This is a genomic window from Pseudomonas sp. WS 5079 (assembly GCF_012985465.1).
Lineage (GTDB): Bacteria > Pseudomonadota > Gammaproteobacteria > Pseudomonadales > Pseudomonadaceae > Aquipseudomonas.
On sequence record NZ_JAAQWN010000010.1, the window covers coordinates 60075 to 84142 of the forward strand.

The 24068-nt window shown below is 58.9% G+C and carries 27 protein-coding genes and 2 pseudogenes; 22 read left to right on the forward strand and 7 right to left on the reverse strand.

The window, feature by feature from the left end; all coding sequences use genetic code 11:
- The first annotated feature begins 185 nt into the window (after window positions 1–185).
- The 9 genes from HBO05_RS24140 to HBO05_RS24180 are packed head-to-tail and all read left to right on the forward strand — an operon-like array spanning window position 186 to window position 6196.
- Window positions 186–1253, forward strand: coding sequence for a peptidase (locus HBO05_RS24140; protein WP_262381455.1), 1068 nt, complete (start codon window positions 186–188; stop codon window positions 1251–1253).
- Window positions 1254–1265: 12 nt separating this feature from the next.
- Window positions 1266–2189, forward strand: coding sequence for a major capsid protein (locus HBO05_RS24145; protein ID WP_172314344.1), 924 nt, complete (start codon window positions 1266–1268; stop codon window positions 2187–2189).
- Between the two features lie 8 nt (window positions 2190–2197).
- Window positions 2198–2719: a hypothetical protein gene (locus HBO05_RS24150; protein WP_172314346.1), complete on the forward strand. Its 522-nt coding sequence runs from the start codon at window positions 2198–2200 to the stop codon at window positions 2717–2719.
- Window positions 2716–3048, forward strand: coding sequence for a capsid cement protein (locus HBO05_RS24155; RefSeq protein WP_172314348.1), 333 nt, complete (start codon window positions 2716–2718; stop codon window positions 3046–3048). Before HBO05_RS24150 ends, HBO05_RS24155 begins: the two co-directional genes overlap by 4 nt.
- 7 nt (window positions 3049–3055) lie before the next feature.
- Window positions 3056–3487 (forward strand): DUF1320 domain-containing protein, encoded by a 432-nt coding sequence (locus HBO05_RS24160; protein ID WP_172314350.1) that lies wholly within the window; start codon window positions 3056–3058, stop codon window positions 3485–3487.
- Window positions 3487–3975 carry a Gp37 family protein gene (locus tag HBO05_RS24165; RefSeq protein WP_172314352.1) on the forward strand — a complete coding sequence of 163 codons (489 nt, stop codon included), beginning with the start codon at window positions 3487–3489 and terminating at the stop codon, window positions 3973–3975. Before HBO05_RS24160 ends, HBO05_RS24165 begins: the two co-directional genes overlap by 1 nt.
- A complete protein-coding gene (locus HBO05_RS24170) occupies window positions 3972–4250 on the forward strand; it encodes a hypothetical protein (protein ID WP_172314262.1) in 279 nt (92 codons plus the stop codon). The genes HBO05_RS24165 and HBO05_RS24170 overlap by 4 nt, the downstream gene beginning before the upstream one ends.
- Window positions 4247–5671, forward strand: a complete 1425-nt coding sequence (locus HBO05_RS24175) for a phage tail sheath subtilisin-like domain-containing protein (RefSeq protein WP_172314354.1) — start codon at window positions 4247–4249, stop codon at window positions 5669–5671. The genes HBO05_RS24170 and HBO05_RS24175 overlap by 4 nt, the downstream gene beginning before the upstream one ends.
- Window positions 5672–6196 (forward strand): phage major tail tube protein, encoded by a 525-nt coding sequence (locus tag HBO05_RS24180; protein WP_172314356.1) that lies wholly within the window; start codon window positions 5672–5674, stop codon window positions 6194–6196.
- Window position 6197: 1 nt separating this feature from the next.
- On the opposite strand, the gene HBO05_RS24185 is transcribed toward HBO05_RS24180, so the two are convergent.
- Complete coding sequence (locus HBO05_RS24185; RefSeq protein ID WP_172314358.1) at window positions 6198–6641, reverse strand: hypothetical protein; 444 nt, start codon at window positions 6639–6641, stop codon at window positions 6198–6200.
- Between HBO05_RS24185 and HBO05_RS24190 the strand changes: the two genes are divergently transcribed.
- The 12 genes from HBO05_RS24190 to HBO05_RS24245 all read left to right on the forward strand — a co-directional run bounded on the left by HBO05_RS24190 (window position 6640) and on the right by HBO05_RS24245 (window position 17181).
- Window positions 6640–6876 carry a hypothetical protein gene (locus tag HBO05_RS24190; protein ID WP_172314360.1) on the forward strand — a complete coding sequence of 79 codons (237 nt, stop codon included), beginning with the start codon at window positions 6640–6642 and terminating at the stop codon, window positions 6874–6876. The two genes, HBO05_RS24185 and HBO05_RS24190, sit on opposite strands and share 2 nt — an antisense overlap.
- Window positions 6877–7039: 163 nt before the next feature.
- A complete protein-coding gene (locus HBO05_RS24195; RefSeq protein ID WP_172314362.1) occupies window positions 7040–7369 on the forward strand; it encodes a phage tail assembly protein in 330 nt (109 codons plus the stop codon).
- A 162-nt stretch (window positions 7370–7531) separates the two neighbouring features.
- Window positions 7532–10228 carry a phage tail tape measure protein gene (locus HBO05_RS24200; RefSeq protein ID WP_172314364.1) on the forward strand — a complete coding sequence of 899 codons (2697 nt, stop codon included), beginning with the start codon at window positions 7532–7534 and terminating at the stop codon, window positions 10226–10228.
- Window positions 10228–11103 (forward strand): phage tail protein, encoded by an 876-nt coding sequence (locus tag HBO05_RS24205; protein ID WP_172314366.1) that lies wholly within the window; start codon window positions 10228–10230, stop codon window positions 11101–11103. Before HBO05_RS24200 ends, HBO05_RS24205 begins: the two co-directional genes overlap by 1 nt.
- The gene (locus HBO05_RS24210) at window positions 11103–11309 is read left to right on the forward strand and encodes a tail protein X (protein ID WP_172314368.1); all 207 of its coding nucleotides are present in this window, start codon (window positions 11103–11105) and stop codon (window positions 11307–11309) included. The genes HBO05_RS24205 and HBO05_RS24210 overlap by 1 nt, the downstream gene beginning before the upstream one ends.
- Window positions 11297–12409, forward strand: coding sequence for a late control protein D (locus HBO05_RS24215; protein WP_172314370.1), 1113 nt, complete (start codon window positions 11297–11299; stop codon window positions 12407–12409). Before HBO05_RS24210 ends, HBO05_RS24215 begins: the two co-directional genes overlap by 13 nt.
- Window positions 12410–12427: 18 nt before the next feature.
- Window positions 12428–12979 (forward strand): phage baseplate assembly protein V, encoded by a 552-nt coding sequence (locus HBO05_RS24220; RefSeq protein ID WP_172314372.1) that lies wholly within the window; start codon window positions 12428–12430, stop codon window positions 12977–12979.
- A 69-nt stretch (window positions 12980–13048) separates the two neighbouring features.
- Complete coding sequence (locus HBO05_RS24225; RefSeq protein WP_172314374.1) at window positions 13049–13426, forward strand: GPW/gp25 family protein; 378 nt, start codon at window positions 13049–13051, stop codon at window positions 13424–13426.
- A complete protein-coding gene (locus tag HBO05_RS24230) occupies window positions 13410–14531 on the forward strand; it encodes a baseplate J/gp47 family protein (RefSeq protein WP_172314376.1) in 1122 nt (373 codons plus the stop codon). Before HBO05_RS24225 ends, HBO05_RS24230 begins: the two co-directional genes overlap by 17 nt.
- Window positions 14509–15108: a phage tail protein gene (locus tag HBO05_RS24235; RefSeq protein WP_262381456.1), complete on the forward strand. Its 600-nt coding sequence runs from the start codon at window positions 14509–14511 to the stop codon at window positions 15106–15108. Before HBO05_RS24230 ends, HBO05_RS24235 begins: the two co-directional genes overlap by 23 nt.
- Window positions 15108–16586, forward strand: a complete 1479-nt coding sequence (locus HBO05_RS24240; protein WP_172314378.1) for a hypothetical protein — start codon at window positions 15108–15110, stop codon at window positions 16584–16586. Before HBO05_RS24235 ends, HBO05_RS24240 begins: the two co-directional genes overlap by 1 nt.
- 1 nt (window position 16587) lies before the next feature.
- Complete coding sequence (locus HBO05_RS24245; RefSeq protein WP_172314380.1) at window positions 16588–17181, forward strand: phage tail assembly chaperone; 594 nt, start codon at window positions 16588–16590, stop codon at window positions 17179–17181.
- Between the two features lie 229 nt (window positions 17182–17410).
- Here HBO05_RS24245 and HBO05_RS24250 read toward each other — a convergent pair.
- The 6 genes and pseudogenes from HBO05_RS24250 to HBO05_RS24275 all read right to left on the reverse strand — a co-directional run.
- Window positions 17411–18379 (reverse strand): annotated as a pseudogene (locus HBO05_RS24250) (amidohydrolase family protein); the annotation flags it as partial.
- A gap of 149 nt (window positions 18380–18528) precedes the next feature.
- Complete coding sequence (locus HBO05_RS24255) at window positions 18529–19710, reverse strand: aminotransferase class I/II-fold pyridoxal phosphate-dependent enzyme (protein ID WP_170042993.1); 1182 nt, start codon at window positions 19708–19710, stop codon at window positions 18529–18531.
- 21 nt (window positions 19711–19731) lie between these two features.
- Window positions 19732–20421, reverse strand: a complete 690-nt coding sequence (locus tag HBO05_RS24260; RefSeq protein ID WP_057437876.1) for an ABC transporter permease subunit — start codon at window positions 20419–20421, stop codon at window positions 19732–19734.
- A 12-nt stretch (window positions 20422–20433) separates the two neighbouring features.
- Window positions 20434–21147, reverse strand: a complete 714-nt coding sequence (locus HBO05_RS24265; protein WP_169902072.1) for an ABC transporter permease subunit — start codon at window positions 21145–21147, stop codon at window positions 20434–20436.
- An 18-nt stretch (window positions 21148–21165) separates the two neighbouring features.
- Complete coding sequence (locus tag HBO05_RS24270; protein ID WP_169956230.1) at window positions 21166–21939, reverse strand: transporter substrate-binding domain-containing protein; 774 nt, start codon at window positions 21937–21939, stop codon at window positions 21166–21168.
- A gap of 47 nt (window positions 21940–21986) precedes the next feature.
- A pseudogene (locus HBO05_RS24275) lies at window positions 21987–22751 on the reverse strand (ATP-binding cassette domain-containing protein); the annotation flags it as partial.
- A 323-nt stretch (window positions 22752–23074) separates the two neighbouring features.
- On the opposite strand from HBO05_RS24275, the gene HBO05_RS24280 reads away from it, so the two are divergent.
- Window positions 23075–23959: a LysR substrate-binding domain-containing protein gene (locus tag HBO05_RS24280; RefSeq protein WP_029300234.1), complete on the forward strand. Its 885-nt coding sequence runs from the start codon at window positions 23075–23077 to the stop codon at window positions 23957–23959.
- Window positions 23960–24068 lie beyond the last annotated feature (109 nt).

Sequence of the window (24068 nt, forward strand, 5' to 3'; positions counted from 1 at the left end):
GCCGTATTCCAAACCCGCCACGCGGGTGTCACTTGCACCGTCTACGGTGTTCGCTGCAATCAACACTCTTTAAACCCGATTAAAAGTCCTGGGCGGTTCAGCAGTTCAGGCTGTGCGTATCACTTCCAGCCAGCGCATAGCCCATGAAACCACTGCACATTTTCAAGCCGGGAACTCACACCGCCATGAACGGTGTTCGCTTCGACTTCAGCGAGGCGGACCTCGCCGCTACCGTGAAAGCCTACGACCCGGCCTTGCACGAAGCGCCCTTGGTCATCGGCCACCCCAAGCACGATGCTCCTGCAGCGGGCTGGGTGAAGTCCTTGACGGGAGACGCACAAGGCCTGAACGCCGAACCGCAACAAGTCGACCCCGCATTCTCTGAGCTTCTCGCCAAGAAAAGCTTCAAGAAAATATCGGCCTCTTTCTATCACCCCGATGCCGCCAACAACCCGGTGCCTGGCGTGTACTACCTGCGCCACGTGGGCTTTCTTGGCGCCCAACCACCTGCAGTAAAGGGCTTGCGCCCCATCGAACTGGCGGACGGCGAGGAAGGTGTTATCGAGTTTGGTGACTTCGGCGACAGCATCTCAGCGGGTGTATTTCGCCGCCTGCGTGAGTGGTTGATCGCTCAGTTCGGCCAGGAAGCGGCTGACCAGGTTGTCCCCGGCTGGGACGTTGACAACCTGCTGGAAGAGTCCCGCCGCGACAACGACCGCCCAGCCTTCAGTGATCCCCCCCAACTTCCACCCAAACCCACCGAGGAACAGCCTGTGAATGAGGCCGAGAAAACCGCCCTGGAGGCGGAGAACAAGCGTCTCTCAACCCTGGTTGATCAGCACCAAACGAAGGCGCGCACTGACGCTGCAGCGACTCGGCATACCGCCAACCTGGCGTTTGCTGAAGGCCTGGTCAGCGCTGGTCGTTTGCTGCCCAAACATGCTGATGCCCTGATCGCGGTCTTGGACTTCGCTGAGGCCGGTGACACCCCATTGGAATTCGGCGAGGGCGACCAGCGGGCGCCAGTGGTAGATGGGCTGAAGGCGATCTTCAACGATCTGCCCCAGCAAATCGACTTTGCCGAACAGGCGAGCAAGGACCGCAAAGGCGACGCTGACTCGCCGATGGACATGGAGTTCGCCGAGAAAAATACCGACCCCGGTCGCCTCGGCCTGCACAACCGTGCGTCCGCTCTGGCTACCGAGAAAAACATTCCATACGAGTCGGCTGTTCGCCAGCTCATCAACAAGTAACCAGGAGTCATCATGGCTGATCGTTTGAAGGCATTGCGGGTCGTTGACCCTGTTCTCACCAACCTGGCGCGTGGCTATCGCAACGCCCAGTTCATCGGTGAGTGGTTGTTTCCCATCGCACTGATGGACAAAGAGGCCGGTATTATCCCGTTGTTTGGCAAGGAAGCGTTTGAGGTCTACGACACTGAGCGTGCCATTCGTGCCCAGTCGAACCTCATGACCCCGGATGACCTGGACGGTCTGGACGTGGTTCTGCGTGAGCATGACATCGCCTACCCAGTGGACTACCGCGAGCAGAACGAATCTATGTTCGACGCCGAAGCACGTGCTTCACGTCGTGTGGTGAACGTGATCGATCTGCGCCGCGAAGTCACCTGCGCCAAACTGGCACAAAGCCCTGCCACCTTTCCGGCAGGCAACAAGGTCACTTTGTCCGGCTCCAGTCAGTGGAGCAACGGCGGCGGCGATCCTATTGCCGTGGTTGAGGCTGCCAAAGAGAAGGTGCGCGCCCGCATCGGTATCCGCCCGAACACCATCACCATGGGTGCCTCGGTTTACCAGTCACTGAAATTCCACCCCAAGCTTCAGGAAGCGCTGGGTTCTCAGGAGCGCAAGCTGATCACACTTGAACACCTCAAGGCGCTATTCGGCATCGAGAACATCTATATCGGCGAAGCACTGGCCGGTGCCAGCAACACGTCCGATATCTGGAGCGACAACATGACCTTGGCCTACGTGGCCAAGCCAATGACGGGTGCAAACGCAGACTACGAAGAGCCAAGTTTTGGCTACACCCTGCGTCGCAAAGGCATGCCGGAGATCGACACCTACGACACCGCTGGCGGCAAGGTGCGCTTCGTGCGTAACACCGACATCTATAAGCCTGTGGTGGTCGGTGCGGATGCCGGTTACCTGATCTCCGACACCAACGGTTGAGGTGAGCCATGGCGACTAAAAACCCAGCGAAGGATAAGGCCGCGCCCTCGGCGTCGACCGATGACCAGGGCTCGGTCAATGACTCGCAGCAGGATGCTGGCTTGTCAGCTTCGCCTGCAGCATCGGCATCTGTTACTGAGCCGACATTGCACCAGGACAGCAGCGCATTGGCGGCGACCGGCGACCTGGGATTGGTCAAAGAGCCGCTGCCGGGCGATGTTTTGTTATCAGCACCTGCAGCACCAGTTCCCGCGACCGACTCAACGCTCAACCAGGCCGGCAGTGCGTTGGCGTCACTTTTGTCGCAAGACCTCGGTCCGAATGCAGCTCCAGCTGCTGCACCAGGCGATTCGTTGGACAAGACAATCCAGGACGAAAAGCTGCCGCGCTACTACGTGACAGACGTGTCCTCGGTGCTCCACAACGACAAGTGGTACCACGCAGGCGACAGCCTCTCCCTGAGCGACGCCGAGGCAACCACGTTGCTGCAACGTCGCATCATCGAACCGATCCAGGAGTTCAACCAGTGAAAACCCAACAACCTGTTCTAACGACCTCAGTGGTCGCAGTGACTGACCTGCCGCGCTATCGCTTTGCGGGCTTTACCGGTGGCCTCTGTGGCGCCGGTCTTAAGGCCCTGGGTACGGTCGAAGCCGATACCCAAGCAGATAACGTTGCCCCGATCAATGTGTTGGGCATTTGCCTGGTCATCAGCGGCGGTGCCGTCGCTGCTGGTGTCCAGGTCGAGTCTGATGCTGATGGTCGAGCGGTAACGCTTGCGACAGGCATTTCCAACGGCGTTGCCATGGATGCAGCCACTGCTTCGGGTGATGTCATTCGTATCGTCCGGGGAATCTGAGGTCGCCATGCGCTACTGCACTCGCGCCGATATCAGCAACGCCATGCCCGAGCGGACCTTGATCCAGCTTTCCAACGACGATCCAGCGGCCAGACAGCCGAATGAAGTCGTGATCGAGGACGGTGTGCGCCAAGCCGAAGAACTGGTTGATGGCTACCTGCGCGGTCGTTACGACTTGCCGCTCAATCCGGTACCCACGGTATTGCGCGATGCAGTGGTGTACCTGGCACGGCACTGGCTGTACCAGCGACGCCCTGAAGGGGCATTGCCCGACTCTGTGAAGGACAGCCGCAAGGACACTATCAAGCTCCTGGAGAGCATCCGCGATGGCGTGGTCACCCTGGGGATGCCCACTGGTGAAGCTACGCCGGAACCGGGTGAGATCCGTGTGCGTGCCCGCACTCAGAAATTTGGGTCCGACTTGTGGGAGCGCTACTGATGACCAGTCTCCAGGAGCCGACCCAGACCGAGGTGTTGTTGGACGCGATGTTGGAGCGATTGCGGGGTCAGTTCGACGCAGAGCTTGCCGTTGAGTTGTTCCCTGAAAGCCCGGCGCAGTATCGATTGAATCATCCGTGCGGGGCGATTTTGTTGGCCTATGGCCGGTCGACCTTTGGTGGTTCCGAGGGCACTGACGCGGTGTTCCAAGCACGCAACATCGTCATCCGACTGACCTTGGTGTTTCGTCAGCTCAACGGCAGGGATGGTGTTGTCAGCTACTTGGACCGTATCCGCACCTGCTTGACCGGTTGGTATGCACCGCACTGCGACATGGCTTGTCGCGCTGTGTCCGAACAGTTCATCGGGCATCGGGACGGTGTTTGGCAGTACGCCCAGGACATCTCCACTCGCATGACTCAGCTGCAGTCCATGGTCCCTGAGCAAGGTGCACCGCTGGGCCATCTTAACTTTGAGGAATTCCCGTGAAACTTACTCGATACATCTACAAAGGACCTCAAAGCGCTGCGTGTTTGCGTGTAGAAGGCTCCGCCGATCTGCTCGACGTGCAGCTGCTGCACAACCAGGTCGTCGAGCTGCCTGCCGAACACGAATACACCCGCGTATTGATGGCCCTCAAACACCTGGTGTTGGTGCCTGCCGAAACAGAGCAACAACCAACGCAATCCATTGCACCTGGTCCTGATCTCATCGCGCAAAACGATGCAGAGCCGACTACTACCAAAAAAGGAGGTAAGTCATGAGCGCCAACTATCTGCACGGCATTGAAACCCTTGAAGTCGAACGCGGCCCTCGGGCCATCAGGGTGGTCAAGTCAGCAGTGATTGCCTTGATCGGCACTGCGCCGATGGGGCCAGTCAACACACTGACACTGTCGCTGAATGAGACTGATGGTGCCCAGTTCGGCCCGGATCTGCCTGGGTTCGGTATTCCCGAGGCGCTGGATGGTATCTACGACTTCGGCGCTGGAACGGTGCTGGTGATCAACGTGCTCGATCCCGCCACCCATCGCACCAGCGTTGACGCGGAGCCGAAATCGTTTGGTGACAACGATGTACTGCAGCTGGCACATGGTGCGCTGCAGTCGTTGGTGCTCAAAACCGAAGCTGATGACAACACCTATACGTTGGGCACTGACTACACGGTGGACTTGATGACCGGGCGGGTGAAGCGCCTGACTACCGGCATCATTCCTCTCAAAGGGGCAGTTAAAGCCAGCTACGTTTATGCCGACCCAAGCAAGGTCACGCCTGCCGACATCATTGGCACCGTCAATGCGGCAGGTTTGCGTACCGGCTTGAAGGCGTTCCAGGACAGTTACAACCAGCTTGGTTTTTTCCCGAAGATCTTCATTGCTCCGGGTTTCAGCACACTCAACTCAGTCAGCGTTGAGATGATTGCCTCGGCAGAGCAATTGAGCGCTGTTGCGTATATCGATGCGCCGATTGGCAGCACCGTGCAGCAGGTGGTTGCCGGTCGCGGTCCTGCGGGCACCCTCAACTTCAACACCAGCAGCGACCGCGTTCGCTTGTGTTATCCGCACGTTAAGGTGTACGACGCCGCAACCAACGGTGAACGCCTGCAGCCGTTGTCGATTCGGGCGGCAGGTCTGCGTGCGAAGGTCGATTACGACAAGGGTTATTGGTGGAGCAGCTCCAACCAGGAACTCCTGGGCGTGATTGGTCTGGAGCGTCCACTGACTGCGCGGATCGATGACCCCAACAGCGAGGTGAATCTGCTCAACGAGAACGGGATCACCACCGTGTTCAACTCGTTTGGCACCGGTTTGCGTCTTTGGGGTAACCGCACAGCGGCCTGGCCTACCGTGACGCATATGCGCAACTTCGAAAACGTCCGACGCACCAAGGACATCGTCGACGAGTCGATCCGATACAGCTCGCTGCAGTTCACCGATCAGCCTGTCACCACCTCACTGATCGACAGCATCGTCGAAAGCGTCAACCAGCTTTTGCGCAAGCTGATCGGCGATCAGGCGCTGATCGGCGGTGAATGCTGGTATGACCCCGCTCGTAACCCGCAAACCCAACTAGAGCTGGGACACGTGCTGTTCAATTACAAACTGACCGTACCGCTGCCATTCGAGCGTGGCACCTACGAAACCGAAATTACCGGGGAATACCTGGTCAACTTGGGAGCTGCATAAATGGCAGGCTTTAGTGCACACCGCATCACCAACGCAGCGGTCTACCTGGACGGTGCCAGCTTCTTCGGTCGTTGCGAAGAGATCGACCTGGGCTCGGTCAAGACCATAATGAGTGACTTCCAGGGACTGGGCATGGTCGGCCTGATCGAGCTGCCGGATGGCATCGACAAACTGGAGGGCAAGATCGTTTGGAACAGCCTGTACGTTGATGCCGCCAAGAAAATGGCCACACCATTCACGACCGTACAGCTGCAATGCCGCTCCAACGTCCAGGTCTTTAACAGCGCTGGGCTGGTGAACGAGGTCCCGCTGGTGACGTTGATGACCATCATGTTCAAGGAGTACGCCCTGGGCGGTTTCAAACCACGTGACCCAACCAAGTTTGAAACACCGTTCTCAGCGACCTATGTGCGCCAGATCCTGAATGGCGAAGAGGTGGTGCTGCTCGACTACTTGGCCAACATCTTCAGGGTGGGTGGTAAGGATCAGTTGGCCAAGTACCGGCAGAACATCGGGCAGGCGTGATTCAGCCAGGGAGGCCGAATTGGGTAGTGGCGATACGGGTACCAATGGATAGGGCTTGTCCCGCGATGCTGCCCAATAAGCTTTTGGCTCCGCTCTTGGACGCATCGACCAGTTGATCGCCGAGGGTGGGTCCGGTCTTGAGGCTTTCAGGCGTAGCTTTTAATACCTCAAGACCTTTGGCAGTTAAAACGCCATCCGAATAACCGGTAGCGTGAACCTTGTCTTTGAAGCGCAGGTACCCCGACTCGGATAACCAGTCGATACATGCAAACAGGAACTCCCCGTTTTCATTGGGGATCTCCGTTCCAAAGAACTCATCGAATGAATACCCATCATCAATGAGTTCACCGAGCAGAAGGTTACGTGGTACCGGAAAACTCTCATATAAAGTGCCAAGTATCTGGCCAGTGAGTTCGTCGAATCGTTTGATATTGGAGGTGGTCATGTCCTTGACTCCTGATGAGCAGAAAGTGAAAGCGCAAAGTCGTGACGACATATTGAAGTGTGTCGACATGCAGGTAAGTCGTGATTTTGACTTTTCGCGGGCAAAACAATACTGGGGCAAGATCCTGGAGGAAACCCCAAAAGAGATTTTAGTTGAGGCGCTGAGCATGGCATTGGCATCCGGCCGTTACCAGATGGCGCCGCGCTGTAACTGTCAGTGTGGCCGCCATTGTTGATGTCTGATATGGACCAGCTCCAACGGACTGGAGCCGCCAGGACGGCAACCCGAAGCCCCGCCATCGTGCGGGGCTTCTTCTTTAAACTCGATTAAAAGCAAGCGCCACGGCCAGGCGCGACACTCAGGACTCTCATAGAGCAATCCAACCTGGAGTAACAAACGTGGCCGACAAACTGATCTTCACCCTCAAGTTCCCCTTCAAAACCGCCGCTCAAGTGCAGCTGAATTCCCTTCCTATCAAACGTCTCAAGCGTAAAGACATCAGCCAGGCCCAAGCATCAACCAAGGATGAAGGCGTCATGGAAGACATGCTGGTCGCCAAGATGTTTGGCATCACCCTGGAAGATCTGGGCGAGTTCGACATTGCTGACTCGAAGTCAGCCACTGAGGTGTTGCGGGAAATGTCCTCTGGAGGAGACCTTGCTGCAATCCTGGGACGAAGCGCTGTTGATGGTGCTAAAGATGCAACCGTCGGAGATAGCGCAGCTTGACATGGAGGATTACTGGCGCTGGGTTGAGTCGTGTGAGCGCGAGATCAATCGTCGGATCGAGCAGATGAACAAGCAGTAGTCCGATCACATCCCCCGCGCAATGTCGTGTCGCCCGCACCAGGGCGACACACCCTCTTCTCCATATAAATAGCTGGGCACGCCATGGCCAATGAAGTTCTTGTCGGGTTAAAAATCGGCGCCACGGTTGCTGGTAGCTTGAGCGCCGCTTTTGGTTCGGCCAAATCTACGGTCCAGCAACTGGGGCGTGCAACGGACGGCCTGACAGCCAAACAAAAACTCATCGGCACCGAACTGGCGGCGTCTCTGGCGCGTGGCGGTACTAGTGTAGAGCGTCTGCGTCGCCAGTACGACCAGGTGGGACGTGCCATTGATCAACTCAAGATCAAACAGGAGCGTCTCAACACCAGTTTGGCCCGTGGTGCACAGTTAAAAAATGAACGGGGCGAACTGCGCGGACAGGCACTTGAAACGCTGGGTACAGCAGCGGTGGTCGGTGCCCCCATTGCTCAGTCGTTTCGCCAGGCGATTGACTTCCAAGATCAGACGCGGGACATCTCCATCACGGGTGACTTCGATGAGGGGGAGGAAAAGCGCCTCGGCAACGTGCTGCGTGAGTCCGCATTGCGCTGGAATCAAACCCAAACCGAGGTGGCCAACGGTGCTGGGGTACTGATTGCCGGTGGCATATCCAGCGCGAAAGAACTGGCGGCTTATGCTCCGGTGATGGCGAAGGCGGCGACGGCAACGCGAGCCAGCATGGAACACCTTGGATCGGTGGCCATCGCGCTGAATGACAACCTGGGCATTGGCGCGTCGGGCCTTGAGCGCTCAATGAACATCCTGGCCTACGCAGGTAAACGCGGTCAGTTTGAGCTGGCCGACATGGCCAAGTGGCTGCCGCAGCTAACGCCTCAGTTTGCCGCCCTGGGCATTACCGGCGAACGCGCTGTGGCCGAGATCGGTGCTTCGCTGCAGATCGCCCGTAAGGGTGCAGGCAGCAACGACGAAGCAGCCAACAACTTCAAGAATTTCCTTTCCAAGATCACCGCACCCGACACGCTGAAAGCGTTCTCGGATGCAGGTGTCGACCTGCAGGACACGATGAGAGGCTTGATCAGCCAAGGTCTGACACCGATGCAGGCCATGATGACCACCATCACCAAGTACACCAGCACCAAAGGGCCTGCTGCTGCAGCAGGATTCCAGCGTGCGATGGCCTTGAAAGATGACCAGGAGCGGCAGATCGCGCTGGACCGCTTGAATGAAGCCTACAAGTTGGGCGAACTCTTCCGCGATCAGCAAGTGCTGTCTTTTGTTCGTCCGGCGCTGGCCAACCAGGAGGAGCAGGCCAGCATCCAAAAAGGAGGGCTTGAGGCAGCTGATAAAGGCGTTCTAGACCTCGACTGGGCAAAGCGCATGGGCAGCCCAAAGGAACAACTTAAAGCACTGAGCGTGGGGGTAACGGATGCGGGCATCAGTCTGGGCAGCGTTTTGCTCCCGGCATTGCTCGACATCACCAAGGCAGCCATTCCGCTGGTTCGTTCATTTTCGGCCTGGACTGAAGAGAACGCAGGCCTGGTCAGCGGAGTGATCAAGGTCCTCGCGGGAGTGGTTGCACTCAAACTGGGCTTCATTGCCTTGAAGTATGGCGCCAACCTTGGTGCGTCTGCGCTCAACGGTATGGGTACCACCATGGCGTTGCTGTCGGGCAAAGCTACCTTGCTCAACAGCGCTTTACTCTCCGCTCGATTGGCGCCATTTATCGCTGGTGTCACAGGGGTGACAACGGCACTGCCGGGTCTTTCTGCCGCAGTGGTTGCATTGAGCGGCGTAATTGCCGCGACTCCGATTGGCTGGATCATCGGCGGCCTAGTAGCCCTAGCTGTCTTGGGGCTCGCGATCTATAAAAACTGGGAGCCACTCAAGGCCTGGATGATCGGTTTTTTCACCGGTCTAAAAGACGGCCTCAAACCGATAGGTGATGCGTTCTCAGCAGCCTTTGCTCCCGTTGCTCCCTTGCTGGCGAAACTGGGGGAATACATCAAACCGGTGATCACCTGGTTCCGTGAGTTACTCAGTCCGGTTCAAGTGTCGGGTGATGAGCTGGGGCGCGCCACCTGGGCGGGTATTGAGTTCGGTCGGGCTGTTGGTGCTGTTCTCTCAGGACTGTTAACGCCTGTCCGTTGGCTTCTAGAGGGTATCAGCGATATCCCGAAAGCATTTGATGGCGGCCTGGCTGGAGTTGCCGCGCTGATCCTCAACTTCTCACCGATGAGCCTGTTCTACAGAGTGTTTTCTGGAGTAATGAGTTACTTCGGTATTGAACTGCCAGGCAAGTTCACCGAGTTCGGCAGCATGATCATTGATGGCCTGGTCAACGGCATCAGGAACAAGGCCGCAGCGGTTAAGGATGCAGTCGTCGGACTGGGCTCCTCGATCAAGAGCTGGTTCACCGGGGATCTGCAGATCCATTCCCCCAGCCGGGTTTTCTTAGGTTACGGCGCCAATATCAGTGAGGGTGCTGCCCTTGGCATCGCCAGTCAGTCTGACCTGGTGCGTAAAGCGGCACTGGGCATGGCATCCCAATCCAAGGTCAACATGGCGCCACCCAATCCTGCGGACGTTTCGAGGGCCAGCATGATGGGAGGTGGTGGCATGGGCGGAAAGATTGAAGTGACCTTCGCACCTCAGATCAATGTGCCGGGCGGGCCGGGCGTAATGGAACAAGTGAATCAAGGCCTACAGGCAAGCTATGCCGACTTCTTACGGATGATGGAGCGCTTTGAGCACGACAGAAACCGCCGTAGCTACGGCACACCGAGTGGAGGACGTGCCTGATGTTTGCCATTCTGGGGACTATTGAGTTCACCGTGGCCGGTGGCATTAACGGCATGGAACAAAGCGGCTCTGCCGACTGGGCAGAACACGCACGCATCCAGGGAAAACCGTTGCTCGAATGGATCGGAGAAGGATTGGACGAAATCAACCTGACCATTGAACTGCATCCAATGCTGGGAGATCCAGCTGAACGCTGGCGCTCGCTGCGCCAGGCCAAAAGCAAGCACGAACCCTTGGCCTTCGTCATGGGCAGTGGTGAATACATCGGCCCCTATGTCATCACCCGCGTCAGCAACGCCATTCGACGCGCCACGGCAGTTGGCCAGGTCGTGGCGTCGACCGTGCAAGTCAGCCTGCGCGAGTACACCGGAGCCTTCACCCGAAAAGTCATTCGTCAGGGGCTTCTTGATCCGGCGTCGACGGGAGCTACTGCCCTTGGTTCACCTGGACTGCTCTCAAGCATGACCCCGGTACCCAGCGCCACCCAACTGGCGCTCAGTCATGCCAAAACGGCCAGCAACGTGCTGAGAGCGGGAAAGAACATGTACGACGCAGCCAAGAGCGGCAACCCATCAATGATCCTGGGGCAGGTCCCTCAGTTATTGGGAGTTACCGCACGCGCCATCGAGCCGCTGCAAGGTTTGTCAGCTGTCGCTGGGCTGCTCGATGACGGCGCCGATCTGTCTCGTCTGGGTGATGACGTTCTTGGCAGCGTCATGGGGTCACGCTCAAGCTTGGACCCCGTTGACCTGGGCAACATCGTCGACCGCTTTGCGGCCTCGCGTGAATCCTTGGGGCAAGCCGTCACCATCATGGGCAGCGCCAGTAAGCGCTTGGCCGGTTTGACCGCTGAAGTCCTGACCCGGAGAGCCTGATGCTTATAACCCACGTGACAACAGAGGGTGAGCGCTGGGACCAATTGGCCTGGCGTTACTACGGCGACGCACATCGGTACTTTCCGATCGTTCATGCCAACCCGCATGTGCCCATCACTGCCGCATTACCAGCGGGACTGACCTTGGCCATTCCAATGTTGGAGCCGCTGGCCACCGCTGAGGATCTCCCACCATGGATGCGTTGATCCCGAAGCAAGTACCCGAAGCGCGTTTCGTGCTGACCTATCAACAGCGCAACATCACCCACAACATCAGTCTGCACCTACTCTCGTTGACGTACAGAGACTATCTGTCTGGGCAGGCGGACAGTCTGGAGGTCGAACTGGAGGACACCGAAGGTAAGTGGCGGGATGCCTGGTATCCAGGGCACGGCGATACATTGTCTTTGGCCATCGGTTGGGAAGGTGCGCCGCTGCGAACACTGGGGCGTTTTGAGATCGACGAGGTGGAATTGCGGACCCCGGCCTCAACCGTGACCATTCATGGCTTGGCAACCGGCATCAAGTTGGCTTTGCGCACCACTGAACATCATGCCTATGAAAACCTCACACTCGACGCAGTGGCGAAGCAAATTGCAACCCGCCTGGGACTAGAGTTAATCGGCAAAATCGAGCCCATCAAACTCGACCGTCTGACCCAACAAGATTCCGATCTGACCTTCCTGAGCAATCTGGCAGATGAATACGACTATGCCTTCAAGGTGACCGGCAGCAAGTTGGTGTTCCACTCCATCAATGAGTTGGCGAAAGGTAAGCCGGTCGCCACGCAGCTTTTGCAAGACCAGGCCAACGTCCACCTACGCGACAAAATCAAGGACGTGCCAAAGGCCGTTGAGGTTAAGCACAAAGACCCGGTCAAGAAGCAACTGGTCAGCTATCGCCTCATCAATGGTGAAATGGTCGCAGTGCCGAGTAGTGCCAGTAAGACCACCACCAGTGGAGATACCAAGAAGAGCCGCAAGCGCAGCGCCTCTGCAGAAGAGTCCAAGGCCAAAGCCAAGGCGGAGCTGGCCAAGGCAAACCGTGAGCGCACTACGGGCAGTTGGACAGCAATGGGCCGTCCCAACCTGGTGAGTGGCAATGTGGTGACATTAATCGCCGCAGGCAAGCTGGGCGGCAACTATATGATCCTTTCGTCACAGCACCGCATGACCCGTAGTGGTGGTTACACCGTCGACCAGGAGGTGTGCCGAGTGTCGGCACCCTCCATCGGTTTCACTCTGGAAACCACCAAGCCAGATCTCGCGTTGTCGACCTACGGGATCGAGCGCGAAGTGGTTGCTTAATAATGAAGGGAATAATGAATGGGCGTTGAACTGCAATACGGCGAGATCAGCGCCGTGGATTACCTGGGCTGCCGTGTGCGGGTCCGTTTGGATGAACGGGACGGCGTTGAGAGCTATTGGCTTAACGTCCCCCAACGCAATACCCAGGGCACACAGCGTCGACCACTCATGCCTGAACTGGGTGAACAGGTTGCGGTACTGCTCGATGCTGATGGCGTTGGCGGTGTTTGCCTTGGCGGGATCTATTCGACCACAGAGCCGCCGCCAGTTGTGGATGAAGACACTGACTATGTGAGGTACAGCGATGGGACGGTCACTACCTACGACCGTGCTGCAGGGGTCATGACACTCGATTGCGTGGGGGCACTGCTTTTGAAGTGCGACAGGAACATCACGGTTGAAGCTGGTGAGCCAGTGGTGGTGAAGGCTCCCTCGGCGACTCTGGACATCCAGGACGTTTCCCTCAACGGGAACCTGAAGGTCAATGGCAACCTCAATGTGGACGGAAACATTGATGCGACCGGCACTATCATGGATGTAGGCGGCAACTCAAAAAACCATACTCACTAAACCCCTCAGAGCGTCGGTCTTTAAACCGGTTTAAATGCCGACGCTCTTCGTTTTTCCCATGATGGGCGCATGACAACGCCCACTCCCTACACCAGCATCACCGCCGCCCATTGGCAGCCCGCTCTCGGTACGTCCGGCGAGGTGGTCGAGGGCCTGCGCGACATTGACCAGGCTATTCGCATCATCCTGACCACGCCCAAGGGTAGTGATGCCCACAGGCCTGAGTTTGGCAGCAACCTACATCTATATATCGACTGGCCCACCAACCGTGTCACACCGCACCTGGTGCGTGAAACGGTTGATGCCATTCGTGCCTGGGAAACCCGCGTTACCGTCGTCCAGGTACAGGTCAGTATTGACGGCTCCCATGTCACTGTAAGGGTGCAATGGCGAGTTGCTGATGGCGTTCCTCAGCTAACCGAGGTGCCTTATGCGCGAGCTGCCTAAACCCGAATTCGTCAAGATCGACCCAGCGGCCACTGAAGCCGAGTTAATTGCCAGCTACGAGCTGGAGTCCGGCAAGTCGCTATTCCCAGCCCAGATCGAGCGCCTTTTCCTTAACCAGGTGGCCTATTCGGAAACCCGTATCAAGGCCGCGATCCAGAATGCCGGCGAGAAGCTCCTGGTGCGGTTCAGTAGTGGCCCGATTCTTGATTATTTGGGCGACCTGGTCGGCACGCCGCGTCTGTTGGCCGTTGGCGCGGTTTGCAATATCCAATTTGTGGTCCCCGAAGCGCACTCGCAGGACCGCTTGATCTCAGCCAACACCCGAGTCACAACTCAAAATGGCGCAGTGGCCTATCTCACACGTCAGGAAGTTGTTCTCAAGGCCGGAACACTTACCGTGCAGGTACGCGCCATCTGCGAGATCGTAGGTGTTATTGGCAATGGCTGGGCCATCGGTCAGATCAACACGTTGGTCGGCCAGCCTTTCGCCGGACTGACTGCCAGCAACCTCTCTGTTCCAGTGGACGGCGCAGAGGACGAAACCGACGACCACTACAAAGAGCGCATCATCCTTGCCCCCGAGGCCTACACCACAGCAGGCAGTCGGGGAGCCTATCGTTATCACGCACTGTCAGTTCACCAGTCCATTATTGATGTGGCAGTTCGCGGGCCGGACGATGGTTTGCCGGATGGTGAAGTGGCTGTTCATCCGCTCACTGAAACCGGCATGCCAACGGCAACCCTCCTGGAGCAAATCGAGAGCTATCTGAGCGGAGAGAAGCTGCGTCCCTTGTGTGACACCGTGCGAGCGCAGATGCCGGACCGGATCGACTGGCGCATCAGGTCACACATCACGTTGTACGCCTGGGCGGATCGGGAACCCACACTGGCTGCAGTGAAAAAGGCTGCCGAAGAGTACGCCGAGGAGCTACGCGCCGGACTTGGTATCGACATCGTGCCTGAACAACTCAACGCCAGACTCCAAGTCGCTGGCGTGTATCGCTCCGCACTGGAGCTGCCAGCGGTACCTCTAGTGTTGCAGCCCCATGGCTGGGCCGATTGTTCAGGCATAGACATTCTTTATGCGGGTACGGCAGATGGCTGATTTAACCCTGCCGCCCGCGCTTGCGGGTGATGAACGTTTTGCACTGTTGTGCAAGTTGCTTGAAGAGCGGCATGCCAGCATCGATCTGAATCCGATGTTGGTCTACCTCGTCGACCTGGTGAAAGCGCCACTGCTGCCAGTGCTGGCCGATCAGTTCAGCCTGCTCGATGAGGCCGTCTGGCTGCTCGCCGAGTCCGAAGATGCCCGCAGGAACCTGATCAAAAACGCGGTTGAGCTGCACCGTTACAAAGGCACCCCCTGGGCGATCCGGGAAATCATCCGGCTGTTGGGCTTTGGCGAAGTTCAGCTGCAAGAAGGGCTCGGTGGGCGCGTCTATGACGGCAGTATCGCTTTCAATGGCCTCTACGTGTATGGCGACTCCCGTGCCTGGGCGGCGTATCGCGTGATTTTCAATGAGCCCATCACCAACGACCAGGCGGACCTGATCCGCCGCATGTTGTCCTCCATCGCGCCTAAAAGGTGCCGACTTGCCTCGCTTGAGTATCAAGCCGTGGCCATCCGCTACAACGGCGCCGCTCGCTATGACGGGCTGTACAACCATGGGAGCAGTGTTTGATGTCTAACTTGCCGGAAACCGAAGATTTTGCGGATGGTATTTATCAGATCGAAACATCTGATCGAGTTATTGGCGGTCCTGGTGGCATAGCCAACAAACAGGCCGAGCAGCTTGGAAACCGTACTGCATGGCTGAAAGCTGCCATTGCCAAGATCGTTAGTGGCACTACCGCCATCGGCAAAGCCACTCAACTGGCGACCGCCCGCACCCTCAGATTCAAAGGCGCGGTCAGTGGTACCGGGACATACGATGGCAGCTCGGACACTGAAATTACGTTGACGTTGGCCGACAGCGGTATTGGTGCAGGCACCTATACCAGGGTGGAATTCAACGTAAAAGGTATCGCGGTGTCTGGGAGCAATCCCGATACCCTTGCGGCTGCGGGCATTAAAGACGCATACAACAAGCTCCAGACCGATAGCCTGCTCGATCAGCGGGTTGCCGCAGACAGCATACTGGCGGCGGGTGTGGTGAATGGAGATCCAGCCGCCCCGTATTTCAGGTTCAAAAAACCTGACGGTTCTGTAGGCCATGTCATTAACCTGTCATTGTCTTCCCACGGACACAGCTTCGATAGCTTGAGTGGCAAGCCAACAACCCGCGATGGCTACAAACTCACTGACGTTTTTACAAAAAACGAAACAAGGGCCGGTTTTGTTACAACAGGCTCGGAAAATCGCATTACCCTTTCCTGGGCTGCGGAAGGGTTAAAAGCTGCTGTTGATGTTACTGACCTCGGTGCGTTATGGCTGACCTCAAACTTCAATCCTGAGATGAAAGCCGACAAAAACAACACGTATACCATTGGGCAAACAGATGTCCGTTTAGCCCAGCGTGTTGTCAGCGACTGGATATCTCACGCAGGCTTGGTTTCGGATAACCCGGACCTTCCTTATTTCATGCAGTCTTCGACCGGCGCTATTTTGCAGCTTGCCCGCCGAGTGCATCGTCACGCATTTTCCGACCTGGATGGGCTTCCGCCTACCGCTGTAGGGCATGGAATTTATGACGTCTACTCTGTCACTCAGTCGGATGTGAGGTTTAATCAAAAGCTCACCCGTGATGCGATTAGCGTGGCTGGATTATGGGGTGGAGACATCAATCTCCCTTACTTCAGGAGAGCTGTCGATGATCAGCCGGTGTACTTCATCACCCAAGCCACCCTGCCGAAAAACACCTGCCAGAAGGGTATTCCAGGCTGGTGGAAATGCGACGATACAGGCCTGCTACGTCAGCGGGTCTCCATCTACATCGGTGATGTCTCAACGGCATGGGCGGGTGCAGTTACATGGCCTGTCGCCTTTGCAGAGCAAGCTGATTCAGTGAAGCTTTCGTTTCTCCATACCAATGGTTCGCCGGCAACCGTCTCATGTGCGTATGCCGACCTGACCCGCACAGGGTGCAATTTGCGCGTAGATGAATGGGGGTTAAATCCGCAGTACGGGCTGACACTGATCGTAGAAGCGGAGGGTTATTAAGATGAGCGCTTATTTTCACGCAAAGAGTGTCGGGTTCTATACCGATGAGGTTCACGGCCCCCGGACTATCTTGGTAGTTGATCCCAAGTGGAAGCAGCCAGAAATCAAGATTGCTGATCCCGATTGGGCTCCTAGTGACGATGAAGAAGGCGCAGAGGCTCCACTGATTAGCGTCCCGGATACTGACGCGGTTCCGCCTCTAATTGAAGTGCCGAACCCTAAATGCTCGCTGCCCCCGAAAGCCGAACTGCGGGACTTGCCCCAGGACAAGTATCTGGCGCTCCTAGTCGCACAGTCCCAAGGTAAAGTCATTCAAGCCAACTCAAAGGGAGAGCCTGTTGCTGTTGAGCCACCGCCGCCCAGTGACGCAGAACTTGAACGGCGCGAACGCACTTGGCGAGACAGGATTTTAGCCGAGACCGATTCTGTGGTCGTACGACACAGGGACGAATTGGAAGTAGCGCGTCCTACGACTATTACTGCTGAACAATACGCAGCATTGCAGGCATACCGACAAGCACTGCGCGATTGGACCCAGTCGCCAAACTTCCCGGATATTGAGCACCGACCAAGCCCGCCAGGCTGGCTCGCATAACACGCTCAGTAGTCGGGTAATGATGTTTGCTGGCTTTCACATGGAGACCACCGACATCAAGTGCGCGCTCGGTGGCGGTAAAGGGACTGACACGAAGGAAGCGCTGATCTTCAGTTGAGGCATTCAGGCCGAACCTGCCTGTCTGTTTTGATATTCTGTTGCAACACGTGCAAAAGAATCTGAAGCTATTTATCTCAGATTAGAGCGCGAGTTTTTCGCGCTCGGCATCAGTCATCAGGTACGAAGACTTGGGCTCCACGGTGCCGTCGAAGTGGAACTTCACCGCGTTGGCGTTCAGCCGCGCGCTGCGATAGTAGTGACGCTCGCCGCCGAGCAATTCCCAACGCCGGCGCACCGGGAAGATGTCGTCCTGCCAACTGATCGCGGCTTCCACGCGCAGGCTCAATTCGCCCGCGTCGTCCAGCTCCTTGAGGGCGTCCAGGCGTCGCTCGCAGACGTGAACATACTTGGTCGCGGTAACGCCACGCGAGCTCTGGAAATGCACGCCGTCGCGATAGGCCCGGCGCAGCACCGCCACCGGGGTCGGCGGCATGGCCGCGTGGATCAGCGCGTAGGCGCCGTCGATCATCAGGCCGTTGGGCTCGCCGCTGAGTTCGTCGCGCTCCATATAGCCGTTACGCGGGTCGGCGGTGTGGCGGTCGATGCCGGCCAGTTTCAAGGCGCAGGAGTTGACCATCATGGTCCCCCACATACGGTCCAGCAGCGCCACCGGGCGGTCCGGCATGATGCTGTCGAGCCACTCGCGCCCTGGGGTCAGGCCGGCTTCGCGGAAGGTATAGCGCACCCAATACTGGCCGTAGATCCAGCCATCGCCTGGGTGGGCATCGGCGTAGGCGTGGATCGCCGCCGCCAGTTGTTCGGGGGTGGGATCTTCGATGCCCACGTCCAGGTCATCGCTGTAGCGTGGCGCCAGGGCGAGGTCCGGATGGGTGTGCATGTCGTGCAGGCCGGGCATGCAGAATGCGCCCAGCAGGTCATGCTGGCGGGTCTGCGGGCCGATCAGGTGTTGCAGGTCGGCGAGTGTGCCGACTGCGATAAAACGTCCCCCGCGAATCGCCACCGCGTCGGCCCATGGCTGGGCCGGGTCGAGGGTGTAGAAACGGCCGTGGTGCAACACCAGGTCAGCGTGCTCGCCGACAACGGAGTGGGTGGAAGTGAATTGGTCGGAAGCGGTCACGGGGGAAACCTCAATATTCAGGAGCGGCGACGATCAAAGGGTGGGAGCTGGCTTGCCTGCGATGGCGGTGCAACAGTCACAAATGGGATGGCTGGCACACCGCTATCGCCGGCAAGCCAGCTCCTACATAAAGCCCAGTGTTCACATAATCAGCGGTTGGCTCTCAGGCCCTCGACAAACCCGGCAATCCGCTGGCAAGCGTCTTTGAGGGTGTCGTCGGCGACGGTAAAGGAGATGCGCACAAAGCCTTCGGCACTGGCGCCAAACGCCTGGGCATCGAGCACCGACACCCCGGTGGCGCGGAACAGCTGCCAGGCAAAGTCCATGCTCGACAGCCCCGTGCGGCGCACGTCCACCAGCATGAACATCCCGGCCTGCGGTACCCGGCAATCAAGGTCGGCGATGTCACCCAGGCCGGCCACCACCAGGTCACGCCGGCGGCGATACACGGTGCGCGCGTCGCTCACCACCTCGTCATCCAGTTCCAGGGCCTTGATCGCCGCTTCCTGGATAAACCCCGGCAAGCCATAGAGCATGCACAGCAGCAGGTTATCCAGGTGGCCGACCAATGTGGTCGGCGCCACCACCCAACCCACGCGCCAGCCGGTCATGGCGTGGGTTTTCGACAGGCTGTTGAGCACCACGGTGCGCTCGGCCATGCCCGGCAGCGAGGCGATGCTCAGGTGCGGCTGGTCGTAAGTGATCTGGCCGTAGACCTCATCGGAAATCACCCACAAGTCATGCTCGCGGGCGACTTCCGCCACCAACTCCAGCTCTTCACGGCTGTAGACGTTCCCGGTGGGGTTGCACGGCGTGGCCAGGGCAATGCCCCGGGTCTTGGCGCTAATGGCTTTTTCCAGGGCCGCGCGGGTCAGGCGAAAGCCGTTGGCCGCCGGTTGCTCGATGGTCGCGATGCGCGCACCGGAGGCGTGGATGCACGCCTCATAGGTCAGGTACATCGGCTCCGGCACCAGCACTTCGTCGCCATGGCTGAACAGGCACAACGAGGTGGCGAACAGGCCGTTTTGCGCACCGGCCACCAGGGCCACGTTATCGGCGTGTACGGCGATGCCTTGCAGACGGCTTTGCTTGGCCGCAATCGCCTCGCGCAGGGCCGGTCGGCCGAGGACGTGGGTGTAATGGGTGTCGCCGGCGCGCAGGGCGTCGACGGCGGTTTCGCAGATGGCACTGGCGGTGGCGAAGTCGGGATCGCCGACGCTCAACACAATCACATCTTCGCCACGGCCACGGGCTTCGACGGCCGCGTAGTGAATATCCCAGGCGCTGACGGACTCGCCACTAATGCGCTCGACAAACGGTGAATAACGCATCCTTGTTCTCCTAAAATTGATTCAAGCCTGGCGCTGCGGGACTTTGCCCCAGCGCGAGAAGACGTGTTCGATCACGAACGCCAGGACAATGTAGATCACCGCCACCGCCAACAGGGGCTCATACACCCGCAGCGTCTGTGCCCGCACCAGGTTGGCGGCGCCGAGCAGGTCGGTGACGGCCACGGTGGAGGCCAGCGCAGTCGCCTTGAGCAGCAGCACGGTTTCGCCCACCAGCGTCGGCTTGACCAACTCCAGGGCCCGTGGCAACCAGACCCGGCGCAGCACCATCAGGCGCTTCATGCCAAACGCCCGCGCCGCTTCCAGTTCGCCCCGTGGCACGGCGCGCAGGGCACCGCGCAGCACTTCGCCGACATAGGCGCCGACACACAAAATCAGCGCCAGGGCCACGTACCAGAAACCTTCACGCAAGTACGGCCAGAGGAAGCTGCCGCGAATCAGCGGGTAGCTGGCAAACACGCTGCCCACGCCGTAATACAGGATGTAGATCTGCACCAGCAGCGGCGTGCCCCGGAATACTGCGGTATAGGCGCGCAACGGCCCGCTGATCAGTGGGTTGGACGACAAGCGCCCCAACGCCACCAGCACCGCCAGCAAGAAGCCAAACACCCCGGACAAGGCCAGCAACTTCAGGGTGATGCCCAGGCCGTGCAGCAGTTCGTTGCCAAAACTGTTGATCCATGAAAAGTCCATCGGCTGCGCTCCTTAGTGCTGCGGCATCCAGCGGTTGATCCGTCGCTCGAACACCCGGAAGGCGCCGTTGGAAATCAGGGTGATGATGAAATACACCGCCGCCACCGCCAGGTAGAACACCAGGTAATGCTTGGTGGAACCGGCCGCCTGTTTGCCCACCGAGAGCAACTCGCTGTAGCCGACGATGCTGATCAGCGCGCTGTCCTTGACCAGCACCAGCCACAGGTTTGACAGGCCGGCCATGGCAAACGGCAACATGCTCGGCAGCAACACCCGGCGCACCAGCAGCCAGCGCTCAATGCCAAAGGCCCGCGCCGCTTCCAGTTGGCCCACGGGAATGGCCTGGATCGCGCCGCGAATGATCTCTGCCGAATACGCGCCCTGGACGATGCCCAGCACCAGCACGGCGGCGATAAAACCGTTGACCGTCACGCTCTCGCGGCCCATGGCGGCCATCGCCATGTTCAGCAGGTCGGTGCCGGCGTAATACAGCAGCAAAATCAGCAGCAGCTCCGGCACCGCGCGGTACAGCGTGGTGTACAGGTTGGCCAGGCGCACCATCCAGCGTGGGCCCTTGAGCTTGATCATGGCCACCAGCAGGCCGATGCCCAGGCCCAGCACAAAGGCCCCGGCGGAAATCTGCAAGGTCACCACCGCCCCCTGGAGCAGGGCGTTGAGCCAGCCATCGGCGACGAACAGCTGGGTGAGTTCGGACAAAGAAATCATGGCGCGTTCCGTTGGACGTTATTGCGCGGAAATATCGACGCTGAAATAGCGGCTGCGAATTTTGTCGTAGGTGCCGTCAGCCTTGAGCGCCGCCAGTGCGGTGTTGAGCTGCTCGCGCAGGCTGTCGTCACCCTTGCGCACTGCGGCACCGATGCCGGACCCAAACAGCGGGTCTTTGGGCGCCAGGCCCTTGTCGGCCAGGCCGCTGCCGGCATCAGACTTGAGCATCGGCTCGATGGTCAGCGCGTCGGCGAGCATCACGTCGATCCGCCCGCTTTGCAGGTCGGCGGTCATGTCGTCCTGGGTGTTGTAGTAGCGCAGGGTCGAGCCCTTGGCGTAGTAGGCCTTGAGGTAAGTGGCGTTGGAGGTCGAGCCCTGCACGCCGATCAGCTTGCCCTTGAGGCCTTCGGGGGTGGTGACCAGCTCCAGGCTTTTGTCGGCGACCCACATGGCCGGAGTCTGGTAGTACGGGGCGGTAAAGGCGATGACCTTTTCGCGCTCCTCGGTGATGCTCAGGGAGTTGAGGATCACGTCGATCTGGCTCGATTGCAGCGCCGGGATCAAACCGTCCCAGGACACTTCCTTGAGCGGACACTGGGCTTGCAGGCGTTCGCACAGGGCCTTGATCAGGTCCGGCTCGAAGCCGCTCCAGGCGCCATTGCCGGCTTTTTCGGAGAACGGCGGGTAGGGTTCCAGGGCGATGCCGAAGACGATTTTCTCGGCGGCAATTGCACTGTGGGACAGCACGGCGAGCACGCAGCCGGCGGCGAGGGATTTCAGAGAGTTATGCATGGCTTGACCCTTTCGAAGTTATTGTTTTGAAGGATGGAAGCGGCAGTTCAAACGCGATTGTCCTGGGCCATGACGAACTGGCGGCAACGCTCGCTGGTGGGGTTGTGGAAGACTTGCTGGGGCGTGCCTTCTTCTTCAACCAACCCTTGGTGCAAAAACATGACCTTGCTCGATACATCGCGGGCAAACGCCATTTCGTGGGTGACGAGGATCATGGTGCGGCCTTCTTCGGCGATGCCCTGGATCACCTTCAGCACTTCGCCGACCAGTTCCGGGTCGAGGGCCGAGGTGGGTTCATCCATCAGCAACACGCGCGGGCGCATGGCCAGGGCGCGGGCGATGGCCACGCGCTGTTGCTGGCCGCCGGACAGGAAGGCGGGGAAGGTATCGCGCTTGCTGGCCAGGCCGACTTTTTCCAGCAGGTGCTCGGCGTGGGCGATGGCGTCCTTGCGGTCTTCACCCAACACATACACCGGTGCTTCGATGACATTTTCCAGCACGGTGCGGTGGGGCCACAGGTTGAAGCTCTGGAACACCATGCCCAGTTGCGTGCGCAGGCGTGCCACCTGGTCAGGATCGGCGATCAGCGGGTTGCCGGCGCGGTCCTTTTTCAGGCGCACTTCTTCGCCGTTGATGCGCAGGCTGCCGCTGCAGGGTATTTCCAGGAGGTTGATGCAACGCAGCAGGGTGCTTTTGCCCGAACCGCTGGAGCCGATCAGCGACACCACATCGCCTTCATTGGCGCGCAGGGAAATGCCTTTGAGAACATGGTGCGCGGCATAGCTCTTGTGCAAAGCATCGATGGCGACCACCGGGGTGACTGGGTTCAAGGGTTTTCCCTCTTTATTTTTGTAAATTGATCAACCTGGACACCGCCCCCTGTAGGAGCTGGCTTGCCAGCGAAAAACGCCAGAACACCGCATTTATCCAGAATGCCCACGTCATCGCTGACGACCATCGCCGGCCAGTCTGGGAATGCCGTGATGCAGGTCGAGAATAGCCACTGGCCACTTGAGGTCAATCGAGCATTTTTCGCTCGATATTGAAATTTAATTCAACTGTCCCGCGCGCCGGCGGCTATGTCTCAGGCGCGATTGCGGCTATGGTGCGGGTATCTTTGAGCAGGTGAACATCCATGCGTTACCCCTCCATGACCGCCTTGCGCGCGCTGGACGCGGTGGCCCGGCTGGGCAGCGTGTCCGAGGCCGCGACCGAGCTGAACCTCACCCCCAGCGCCATCAGCCACCAGATCAAGAGCCTGGAACAGACCCTGGGTTTTGCCCTGACCGAGCGCACCGGGCGCAATATCCGCATCACCTGGCAGGGCGAGCGCTATGCCCGGGATATCCACGGGCTGCTGGCCAATATCCTTGAGGCCGGGCAGCGTTTCGATGGCCAGCAGGTCAGCGGGCGCCTGTGTATCAGCAGCCCGGCGGGGTTTGCCACCTATTGGTTGTGCACCCATATCGCCGACTTCCAGGCACTTTATCCACAGGTCGAACTGCACCTGATATCACCGCGCACCCCGGACGACACCAGCGACCACGGCGCCGACCTGTTTATCGCCTACGGCATGGGCGACTGGCCCAACCAGCATGTGCAGAAGATCGTCTCGCTGCGCTACTTCCCGGTGTGCAGCCCGCGCCTGGTCAACACCATGGGCGGCCTGAAGAACCCGGAGCACCTGGCCGGTGCGCCGTTGCTGCATATGATCGACTACTCCGACTGGCGCGTTTGGCTGGCCGCCGCCGGTGCACCGAATGTCGATGTGCAGCGCGGCATCGTGTTTGCCGATGCGCACTTTGTGCAGTCGGCGTGCATCGCCAGCCAGGGCATCGCCATGGGCGACAACCTGATCAGCGGCGAGGCCCTGGCCAGGGGCTTGCTGGTGCGGCCGTTCGAGACCGAGATTGAGTCCAACCGTGGCTATTACCTGGTGGCCGATCACCAGAAAGTCGAGCGCCCGGTGGTACAGGCATTTGGCGAGTGGGTGAAATCGCAGCTGGGTGGCGGGCTTTGACGCGCGGCAATCCGTGAATTTTTTTTGCCAATGGCCGGTAAATTTTTTGCTTGTCCGCCCTCCGAGCGCGCCCTAAGGTCTGGCCAATCGACACAGAACAATAAGAAGG